Genomic DNA, 9,692 nt, shown 5'->3' on the forward strand with positions numbered 1-9,692 from the left:
CCGCGCCGGACCCAAAGCGACAAACTCTCACGAGTGGAGATCCTCTTCTCTAGCCTCGGCTCGCACGGGCACACGTTCCCCTTGGTGCCCCTGGCCATCGCCGCCCGCGAGCAGGGCCACGACGTCACGTTCGCGACCACCGACACGTTCGCGAAAGCCCTGACCGCGCTCGGCATCGAGCACGTCACGGGCGGGATGGACATGCTCGACGCGTTCGAGCTCGGCAACGCGAGCCCCGCCGCGCGCAAGGCGGCGGACTTCGACCCCAGGCGCGTGTCGAAGGTGTTCGGCTCGATCCTGGCGCGCCGCCACGCCGCGGACCTGGTCCCGATCATCGTCGAGCACAAGCCCGACCTGGTCGTGCACGAGGTGGCCAACGTCGGCGTCGCGCTCGCGGCCAGGGCCACCGGCGTGCCCGCGGTGTGCCACTCGTTCGGGAGGTACTGGCGACCCAGCGGCCCGATGGAGGACATCCGCCTGCACCTGGCCGAGGTCGCCGCGGAGCACGGCGTGGAGCTGCCCGACGGCGACGTCATGCGGTTCGGCAACCCCTACCTGGACATCTGCCCTCCCTCGTTGCAGGACCCGGACTTCCTGGCCACCGCGACGGACCGCGTCCCGCTGCGGCCGGTGGCGTTCGCCGAGCCCGGCGTGCTGCCGCCGTGGGTGCTCGACCACCGCGAACCGCTGGTGTACCTGACCCTGGGCACGGCGTTCACCACGGTGGACGTGCTGCGCACCGCCATCGGGGGCCTCGCCGCGCTGGACGCGAAGGTGCTCGTGTCCACCGGCACGGTCGTGCAGGTGGGCGACCTGGGCGATCTGCCGGACAACGTCGTCGTGCGGGAGTGGCTGCCGCAGGCCGACCTGCTGCCGCACGCGGACCTCGTGGTGCACCACGGCGGCGCCGGCACCACGATGGGCACGTTGGGCGCGGGCGTGCCGCAGCTGATCCTGCCGCAGGGCGCCGACCAGTTCGGCAACGCCGCGATGGTGACCGAGGCCGGGCTGGGCGACCAGGTGCTCGGCGCGGAGGTGGCGGTCGAGGTGATCGCCGACAAGGCGCGCCGCCTGCTCACCGACGACGCCGTGCTCGACGCGGCGCGGGCGATGGCCGACGAGGTCGCCGCCATGCCGTCGCCGGCCGACGTGGTGAGCGTGCTGCCGGACTACGCCTGACCGCGGCGCGGACGCCGTGAGGTGATCTTCGCCTCACGGTGCGAAGAGCGCCAATCGGACGAAATTCACCCACCGTGGAAAAAATCTCGCTACGCTCGAACCAGTGCGAATCCTCTTCTCCAGCCTAGGTTTACACGGACACACCTACCCGCTGCTGCCGCTGGCGATCGCCGCCCGCGAGCTGGGCCACGACGTCTCCTACTTCACCGGCGCCGCGTTCGCGAACGCCCTGACCTCGCACGGCATCGAGCACGTCGTGGGCGGCATGGACCTGCGCGCGGCGTTCGAGCTCGCGAACGAGGGCGTCGCCGTGGGCAAGCCGCAGGACGCCGACCCGGCCCGGATCGCGGCCGCGTTCGCCTCGGTGCTGCCGCGCAACTTCGCCGCCGAGCTCGCGCCGGTCATCGCCGACCTCAAGCCCGACCTGGTGGTGCACGAGCTGGGCAACCCCGGTGCGGGACTGGCCGCGAAGGTGGCCGGCGTGCCCGGGCTGTGCCACTCGTTCGGCCGGATGTGGCAGGCGGACCAGTTCGCGAGCACCGCGCGCGGGCACCTCCTCGACGTCGCCGCGGAGCTCGGTGTCGAGATCCCCGAGGACGACGTCATGGGGCTCGGCAACCCGTACATCGACATCTGCCCGCCGTCGGTGCAGGACCCGACGTTCCTGGCCACGGCGCGCCACCGGATCCCGCTGCGGCCGGTGCCCTTCGCCGAGCCGGGCGAGCTGCCGCCGTGGGTGCTCGAACACCGCGAACCGCTGGTGTACCTGACGCTGGGCACGGCGTTCGGCGAGACGGGCGTGCTGCGCACCGCCATCGACGGCCTCGCCGCCGTGGGCGCCAAGGTCCTCGTCGCCGCCGGACCGACGGTCGACGCCGGCGCGCTCGGCGAGCTGCCGGACGACGTCGTCGTGCTCCCGTGGGTGGCGCAGGCGGACCTGCTGCCGCACGTGGACCTCGTGGTGCACCACGGCGGCAGCGGCACGACGATGGGCACGTTCGGCGCGGGCGTGCCGCAGCTGATCCTGCCGCAGGGCGCCGACCAGTTCAGCAACGCCGCCGTGGTCACCGAGGCCGGGCTGGGCCGGCAGCTGCTCGGCGCGGACGTGACCGCCGAGGCGATCGCGACCGAGGCGCGGCGCCTGCTCGCTGACGAGGCGGTCCTCGGCGCGGCGCGGGCGATCGCCGACGAGGTGGCCGCCATGCCGTCGCCGCACGACGTGGCCCGCACCCTGCCCGACTACGCCTGACACCGCGCACCCGCCTGACCGCGCAACCCCGGGGGTCGCGGTCAGGCGGGCACCGTGAAGAACTGGTGCGGCTGGAACACGCAGATGTTGGCGTCGCTCTGCACGTTGCCGTCGGTGATCTCCACGAAGTAGCCGTAGGACCTGCCCGGGTCGAGCGGGACCGGCAGGGCGACCCCGCCGCGGTTGAGGCCGGTGGTCGGCTCGCCCGACCGGACCGCGTCGAGGTAGATGTTGTCCCACCACAGCAGGCGTTGCGTGTCGAACTCGCGCAGCGTGCCGCCCTCGGCGAGCCGGAACACGTAGAACGCGTCCGGGCCGCCCAGCTCGTCCAGGGTGAGCCAGTCGACCCGCCGCACGGCGCCGGTGGGTTCGGCGGTGCGCGACGGCGTGAACGCGTCGAGGACCTTCGCCCGGTTCTCCCGGTAGACCGGCACGATCCGGTCCGTCGGCTCCTGGCGCTGCACGCGCGACCGGCTCGTCACCGAACCGTCCTTCGCGGTGACCTCGATCGTGTACTCGCCCTCCGGCAGGTACCCGGTCGGCAGGTTCACCATGTACCAGTAGAAGCCGATGGCGGAGTCGTGGATGTGCCCGTTGAGGTTGCGCTGGGTGAAGGGCTCGTTGGCGAACTCGACCCGGTAGCCGCCCGGCCCGCGGGCCACGATCGACTCGATCAGCTCCGGCGTCGGCGTGTCGGTCGGGTGGAACGACACCAGGAACTTGTGCTGCTCGCGCGGCAGGCCGGAACCGTCGAAGTCCCAGTAGACGTTGCAGGCCATGATGTCGTAGATCCGCACCGAGTCCATGCCGCCAGTCTCGGCGGGTCGGCGGGCCCGGCGCATCGGTGTGACCACCCACCCACAGCCCTGCTTAACACGTAAGTCCGGGCCACTCATCGCAACTATCGCGCCGCTCGTCGTGAGGCGCTTGACCGGTTAATCGACCCGCTGCCACGGTCGGCGACGCCACCAAAGACGACCGGCGTTGGGAGACCTTCATGGCAAGACACGTGGGGACACTGGCCGTGATAGCCGCGCTCGTGGCGACGGCAGTGCTGCCGTCGGCCGCGACCGCGCACGGCAGGCCCTGGGTGGCCGGCTGGGCGGCGAGTCCCGTGGTGGGCAGCGAGATCCCGTGGAGCGACTGCCCGGCGGGCGAGGGGCTGCGGGACCAGACCGTGCGCAACGTGGTGTTCCTCAGCGCCGGCGGCGGGTCGGTGCGGGTCCGGGTGACCAACGCGTTCGGCACGACGCCGTTGCGGGTGGGCCGCGCGACGGTCGCCGTGCAGCAGTCTGGTGACGCGGCGGTGCCCGGCACGTTGCGCGCGTTGACGTTCAAGGGCAGGCGGGACGTCACGGTGCCGGCCGGCCGGGAGGTCTTCAGCGACCCGGTCCGGCTGGACGTCGAGGCGCTGTCCACGCTGCTGGTGAGCGCCTACGTGCCGGAGGCCACCGGCCCGCTGACCAACCACCCGTTCACCGCGCAGGGCAACTACCTGGCGCCCGGCGACCGGACCGGCGCGCTGTCGGGCGGGTTCCGGGACACGCCCTGCTGGATGGTCGTCAACGGCGTCGACGTCGCACCCGCGCGGCGGGTCGCGGGCACGGTGGTGGCGTTCGGCGACTCGATCACCGACACCGCCAACACCACCGGCAACGCGAACCGCCGCTGGCCGGACTTCCTGGCCAGGCGGCTGAACGCGGTGCCGGGGCGCACGCTGTCCGTGGTGAACGCGGGCCTGGGCGGCAACCGCCTCATCGCCGACCGGGACGAGCCGTTCTGGGGCGTCGCGGGCGTCACGCGGGTGCGGCGCGACGTGCTGTCACAGACCGGCGTCAAGGCGATGATCCTGCTGGAGGCGGTCAACGACATCGGCTACAGCGCGTCGGCCGAGGACCTGATCGCCGGGCACCGGGACGTGATCGCGCAGGCGCGGGCCGCGGGCGTGAAGGTCTACGGCGGCACGATCCTGCCGTTCAAGGGTTCCTTCATCTGGACCGAGGAGCGCGAAGCGACCTGGCGCGCGCTCAACGACTGGATCCGCACGTCCGGCGAGTTCGACGGCGTGGTGGACTTCGCCGCCGCGACGGGCGTGCCCGGCGACCCGGCCACGCTGAACCCGGCCTACGACAGCGGCGACCACCTGCACCCGAACGACGCGGGCACGGAAGCCATGGCGAACGCCGTCGACCTGGCCATGCTGCTGCGCCGCTGAGCCGCTGCGCTGTCCGGGGTGGGTCCGCTGTCGGCGAACGCCCCGGACAGCACGGCCCGCGCGAGAGCACGATTGAGTGCGTAATCGTGTAATCGAGGGAGGCGCCGATGGATCCGCTGGACGCCTACTCGCAGGCCGTCATCGCGGTCGCGAAGTCGGTCACGCCGCACGTGGCCAGCGTGCGCATGCCGCGCGGGACCGGGTCGGCGGTGGTGTTCACCGACGACGGCTACCTGCTGACCAACGCGCACGTCGTCGGCGGCGGGCGGGACGGCACGGCGGTGTTCGCCGACGGCGCCGAGTCGCCGTTCACGGTCGTCGGCGCCGACCCGCTCGCCGATCTCGCCGTGCTCAAGGCGTCGGCGGAGGCCCCCGGCGCGGCGAGGTTCGGCGACGCCGACCACCTCCAGGTCGGCCAGCTCGTCATCGCCGTCGGCAACCCGCTGGGCCTGGCCGGCTCGGTGACCGCCGGGGTGGTCAGCGCGCTGGGCCGCGCGGTGCCGGTGAGCAACGGCCGGGCCGGACGCGTGATCGAGGACGTGATCCAGACCGACGCGGCGCTCAACCCGGGCAACTCCGGCGGCGCGCTGGCCAACTCCGCCGGCGAGGTGGTCGGCATCAACACCGCGTTGGCGGGCATCGGCCTCGGCCTGGCCATCCCGATGAACAGCACCACCCGGCGCATCCTGTCGACCCTGATGGTCGAGGGCCGGGTGCGGCGGGCCTACCTCGGCGTGATCGGCGCCCCCGCGCCGCTGCCGGACGCCGTCGCCGAGCGCACCGGGCAACGCGCGGGCGTCCGGCTGGTGCAGGTCGTGCCGGGCGGTCCGGCCGAGCGGGCGGGGCTGCGCGACGGCGACCTGGTGCTCAGCGTGGCGCGCACGCCGGTCAGCGACGCCCAGGGCATCCAGCGGCAGCTGTTCGCCGAGGCCATCGGCCTACCGCTGCCGGTGACGGTCCTGCGCAACGGCGCGATGGTCGACGTCATCGCCACGCCCAGCGAGCTCACCACGTAACGCCATCGCGAACCGCCGGTGCTCGCGCACCCTCGCAAGTTCCCGCCGCGTCCGCGCCCCGTCCGCCTGATCGGCGCGCGCGTCCCGCGCCCCTGGCCCATCCGCCCGATCGACGCGCGCGGATTTCCCCTGCGGCTCCGCCCCGTCCGCCTGATCGGCGCGCGAGAACGCCTTCCGCGACCGCGCCTCCTCCACCCGACCAGCGCGCGGGAACGCTTGCGCCACGCGCGGACCGGGGCGGGGCACGACGGCGCGCGCCGCCCCGTCGGCGATCACCCGCAGGTGGTGGTCGCTCTCGGCGAAGCCCATGGCGCGGTACCAGCGCACCGTCGGCGGGTCGTCCCGGGTCCAGGCGTCCAACGTGGTCGCCCCCAACGCCGTGGCCCGAGCCCGAGCCCGCGACAGCAGCGCGCCGCCGATCCCCCGGTGCTGGTGGTCGGGGTGCACGGCGATCGTCTCGATGGTGGCCAGCTCGCCGTCGACCGCCAGGTCGAGGATGCCGACCACCACGTCACCGTCCACCGCCACGAGTTCCGCGCCGGACACCGCCGGCTTCGCCGCGACCGCGTCGTCGTGCCACGCGGTGCCCAGGAAGGACGACACCCGGCACCGCAGCCACGACGGTTCGTCACCGGCGACGTAGTCGCGCACCGCGTACCCCATCGCGACAGCCTGCCCGATCGCCTCCACCCAGGTGCACTGATTTCTCCGATCGCCGAGGGCGGACCACCTGAAAGAAGGTGCACGTCGTCGACAGGCCGGCCGGATTCCCGGCCGACGGCAACCATCCGCGCACGCCGACTGGTAGTAGGTGCGTCGGACGAGGCGAAGGGCCGTGGTGGTGGGAGTACCCGAGGGGTTCGAGGAGTTCGTGGCGGGGGCGTCACCACGCCTGCTGCGCACGGCGTTCCTGTTGACCAGGGACAGGGGGCACGCGGAAGACCTGCTGCAGACGGCGCTGGCGCGGGCGTGGCGGGCGTGGCGGCGGGTGCAGGGCGACCCGGAGCCGTACGTGCGCCGGATCATCGTCAACACCTATGCCACCTGGTGGCGCCGCAAGTGGCGCGACGAACGGCCGACCGACGTGCTGCCCGAGCCGGTCGGCGCGTCCCCGGAGGCCGCCGTCGACCAGCGCGACTGGCTGTGGCAGGCCTTGGGACGCCTCCCCCGCCGCCAACGCGCCGTGGTCGTGCTGCGGTTCTACGAGGACCTGACCGAAGCACAGGCGGCGCACGCCCTCGGCGTCTCCGTCGGCACGGTGAAGAGCCAGACCAGCAAGGCGCTGGCCCGGTTGCGGCTGGACGACACCATCACCCGGGAAGGGGTGCGGCGATGAACCTGACCGACCTCACCGAGGTGCTGCGCCACCACGCCGAACTGCCGCCCGACGCCGCGCACGGCCCCCGCATGTCCGGTATCCAGGCCCGGGTCGAGGCCTCCCGGCGGCGACGGGTGGTGGCGGCGGTCGCGGCCTCGCTCGTGGCCGTGCTGGGCGTGGCCTTCGCGTTGCGGACGCCGGTCCAGCGCGAGTCCCAACCCGCCGAGCCGAAGCCGATCGTGTTCTCCGAGCACCACGAAGGCACGCGGATCGTCGCGCAGACGTCCGGCCGGGCGCCCGCGTCGGCCATCACCCTCCGGTTCGCGCCCACCACGCCCGACCCGAAGCTGTTCATCGCCTGCGACGCGAACGACGACGACAAGCAGATGTACGCCACCCTCGTCGTCAACGGCGTGCCGTACGGCGACGGCCTGACCTGCGGACCCCCGATGAACGTCACCTTCGAGTGGGCGAAGCACGGCATCGGGGTCGGCACGCCCGTGACGGTGACCCTGTCGGCGGGAGAGCAGCTCTGGGACGAGGAGGAGCGGTGGCCGCACTCCGGCCCGATGCCGCCCGACGCCACTTTGGGCCTGGCCGTCGGCGTCCCGGTCGCGCCCGAGGACTACCCGTTCCCGCCCCGCCCGGAGACCTTGGAGCCCATCGACCCGGCGCTGGACAACACCAACCCGGGCCAACGGAGGGTCTACGAGCTGCGAGCCGACCCCGACCAGCCGAACGGCACGTGGCGGAGCACCGTGAGCCTGCCGGGCCGGCCGGTCTACGTCGGGGTGGCCGTCAACACCCCGGGCCGCATCCGGGTGCTGGTCAACGGGGTCGAGGTGATCGAGCACGCCACGTGGACCTACCGGTCCTCCTACCTGATGGACACCAGTCAGGAGTACTGGGAGGTCGCGGTGGAGCCGGGGGCCACGGTGGACCTCACGGTCATCGTCGAGCGCACCAGCGGCGACTGGGCCGTGGTCCTCAAGGAGACGTGAGCGGTGGGCCGTGCGAGGATCCCGCCATGGTCATCGAGGTGCACGACGTTCCCGCGGAGAAGCACTTCGCGGCCGTGGTCGACGGCACGGCGGCGGGCAAGGCGGTCTACCTCCGCACGCCCGACCTGATCGTGTTCACCCACACCGAGGTGGAGCCCGCGTTCGAGGGCAAGGGCGTCGGCAGCGCCCTCGCCCGCGCCGCGCTCGACCAGGCGCGGGCGTGGGAGCTGCCCGTGCTGCCGCTGTGCCCGTTCATCAAGGGCTACATCGAGCGGCACCGCGAGTACGTCGACATCGTCTACCGCGCGCCGAAGAGCACCGCCGTGGACTGAGCGCTCAGCGGAACGACGCGGTGAAGCAGGCGAGCCGGGCGCCCGCGCTGCCCGCCCGGCCGTGCTCGGTCGCGGTGGTCGGCTGCTCGTGCAGCACGATCGAGGACGGCGCGCGGTCGTCGAACGCGAACGGCACGGTGGTCTCGGCCAGGCCGTTGCCCTGGCCGTCGGTGGTCAGCTCCAGCCAGATCTCGTTGCGCGGGTTGGCGTAGGCCGGGTCGACCGACGGCCGCTCGGGCGTCGCGGCGGGGTCGACCTCGTGCTGGTAGTGCGGACCGGCGTCGGTGCCGTTCTTGCCGCACGGGTCGGTGTGCGCGTGGACGGCGTACCCGCGGTCGGGCTGGAGCAGGTCGGCGGACAGCCGCACGGTCGTCGCGCCGTCGCCCGGGACCACCTCCAACTCCAGCTCCGCGCCGGGCGGCGCGGCCTCGGGGTCGTAGGTGAACGCCACGTCCGCCGCCTCGACCGGGGCGAGCACACCGATCTCCCGGACGCCCACCTCTTCCTCCGACGACCTGGCGTCGTCCGGTCCCGGGTCGCCGCCGCACCCCACCGCCACGCTGAGCGCGGCCACGACGAAGACGATGCGCATGCCGGTTCCCTCCACGCGTCCGCTGCGATCACCGCTCGACTACCCTCGCCGCTCCGGGTGAAACCGCGCGCGTGGCGAACCACTCGGCCGAGTGGTTCGGCACTGGTCCGCCGGACGCGGGGAAACCTCGTGGTGCCACGTCGCCGCCCGCCGAGAGGGCGGCGCACCGGGACCCGAGGGGGTTCGATGAGCACCCGCACCCTGATCGCCGCCCTCGCGTGCACGGCGGCGTTCCAGGCGCCGATCGCGCACGCGGCCGACGAGCCCGGCGCGTTGATCGCGTGCGGCACGACCGCGGAGGACCGCGTCACCTCGCGCGGCGAGGCGCTGACCCGGTCGCAGTCCTGGTTGGACGCCGGGGTGCCGTACAGCCAGCAGGCCTGTCACCAGAACGAGCACGGCAGCTACCGCACCGACTGCTCGGGCTACGTCTCGATGGCGTGGGGCCTGACGCACTCCCGCACCACGGTCACGCTCGGCGACGTGGCCACCCCGATCGCGCACGCCGACCTGCGCCCGGGTGACGCGCTCATCACCTCCTACCACGCCGCGCTGTTCGTGCGCTGGGCCGACGACGCGAAGTCGGAGCCGGTCGTGCGCGAGCAGACCGGCCCCGACGGCGCGCCTCCCGTGGAGCGGAAGTGGACGGCGCAGGCGGCGAGCGCCTACACCGCGATCCGCTACTACCGGGTCACCGAGTCTTAATGACCCGTGTCAAGTGGCTGTGGGCGCTGGTGTGGCGGAACTTGTCGTTGTGAACGGCCGGTTGTCGCGCAACAGTGCCCACAGC

The 9,692-nt window shown here is 73.1% G+C and carries 11 protein-coding genes; 8 read left to right on the forward strand and 3 right to left on the reverse strand.

All coding sequences use genetic code 11. From position 1 onward, the window contains the following. Window positions 1–33 precede the first annotated feature (33 nt). Window positions 34–1,179 carry a glycosyltransferase gene (locus ACZ7GX_RS38165; protein ID WP_498784329.1) on the forward strand — a complete coding sequence of 382 codons (1,146 nt, stop codon included), beginning with the start codon at window positions 34–36 and terminating at the stop codon, window positions 1,177–1,179. A gap of 103 nt (window positions 1,180–1,282) precedes the next feature. After that, window positions 1,283–2,428: a glycosyltransferase gene (locus ACZ7GX_RS38170; RefSeq protein WP_498784331.1), complete on the forward strand. Its 1,146-nt coding sequence runs from the start codon at window positions 1,283–1,285 to the stop codon at window positions 2,426–2,428. A gap of 41 nt (window positions 2,429–2,469) precedes the next feature. On the opposite strand, the gene ACZ7GX_RS38175 is transcribed toward ACZ7GX_RS38170, so the two are convergent. Next, window positions 2,470–3,234, reverse strand: coding sequence for a hypothetical protein (locus tag ACZ7GX_RS38175; protein ID WP_498784334.1), 765 nt, complete (start codon window positions 3,232–3,234; stop codon window positions 2,470–2,472). 191 nt (window positions 3,235–3,425) lie between these two features. Here ACZ7GX_RS38175 and ACZ7GX_RS38180 point away from each other — a divergent pair, with 191 nt between their 5' ends. Together ACZ7GX_RS38180 and ACZ7GX_RS38185 are read left to right on the forward strand one after the other, a co-directional pair. Beyond that, complete coding sequence (locus tag ACZ7GX_RS38180) at window positions 3,426–4,643, forward strand: SGNH/GDSL hydrolase family protein (protein WP_498784336.1); 1,218 nt, start codon at window positions 3,426–3,428, stop codon at window positions 4,641–4,643. A 107-nt stretch (window positions 4,644–4,750) separates the two neighbouring features. Next, complete coding sequence (locus ACZ7GX_RS38185) at window positions 4,751–5,659, forward strand: S1C family serine protease (protein ID WP_498784338.1); 909 nt, start codon at window positions 4,751–4,753, stop codon at window positions 5,657–5,659. On the opposite strand, the gene ACZ7GX_RS38190 is transcribed toward ACZ7GX_RS38185, so the two are convergent. Beyond that, window positions 5,582–6,322 carry a GNAT family N-acetyltransferase gene (locus ACZ7GX_RS38190; RefSeq protein ID WP_498784340.1) on the reverse strand — a complete coding sequence of 247 codons (741 nt, stop codon included), beginning with the start codon at window positions 6,320–6,322 and terminating at the stop codon, window positions 5,582–5,584. The two genes, ACZ7GX_RS38185 and ACZ7GX_RS38190, sit on opposite strands and share 78 nt — an antisense overlap. Before the next feature lie 178 nt (window positions 6,323–6,500). On the opposite strand from ACZ7GX_RS38190, the gene ACZ7GX_RS38195 reads away from it, so the two are divergent. The 3 genes from ACZ7GX_RS38195 to ACZ7GX_RS38205 are packed head-to-tail and all read left to right on the forward strand — an operon-like array spanning window position 6,501 to window position 8,310. Further along, complete coding sequence (locus ACZ7GX_RS38195; RefSeq protein WP_498784342.1) at window positions 6,501–6,995, forward strand: SigE family RNA polymerase sigma factor; 495 nt, start codon at window positions 6,501–6,503, stop codon at window positions 6,993–6,995. Then, window positions 6,992–7,978 (forward strand): hypothetical protein, encoded by a 987-nt coding sequence (locus ACZ7GX_RS38200; protein ID WP_498784344.1) that lies wholly within the window; start codon window positions 6,992–6,994, stop codon window positions 7,976–7,978. Before ACZ7GX_RS38195 ends, ACZ7GX_RS38200 begins: the two co-directional genes overlap by 4 nt. A gap of 26 nt (window positions 7,979–8,004) precedes the next feature. Beyond that, a complete protein-coding gene (locus tag ACZ7GX_RS38205; protein WP_498784346.1) occupies window positions 8,005–8,310 on the forward strand; it encodes a GNAT family N-acetyltransferase in 306 nt (101 codons plus the stop codon). A 4-nt stretch (window positions 8,311–8,314) separates the two neighbouring features. Here the strand turns inward: ACZ7GX_RS38205 and ACZ7GX_RS38210 are convergent, their stop codons facing one another. Continuing rightward, complete coding sequence (locus ACZ7GX_RS38210) at window positions 8,315–8,902, reverse strand: superoxide dismutase (protein WP_498784348.1); 588 nt, start codon at window positions 8,900–8,902, stop codon at window positions 8,315–8,317. Between the two features lie 186 nt (window positions 8,903–9,088). On the opposite strand from ACZ7GX_RS38210, the gene ACZ7GX_RS38215 reads away from it, so the two are divergent. Further along, window positions 9,089–9,607, forward strand: a complete 519-nt coding sequence (locus ACZ7GX_RS38215) for a hypothetical protein (protein WP_498784350.1) — start codon at window positions 9,089–9,091, stop codon at window positions 9,605–9,607. The last annotated feature ends 85 nt before the right edge of the window (window positions 9,608–9,692 follow it).

The organism is Actinosynnema sp. NPDC037264 (genome assembly GCF_055603705.1).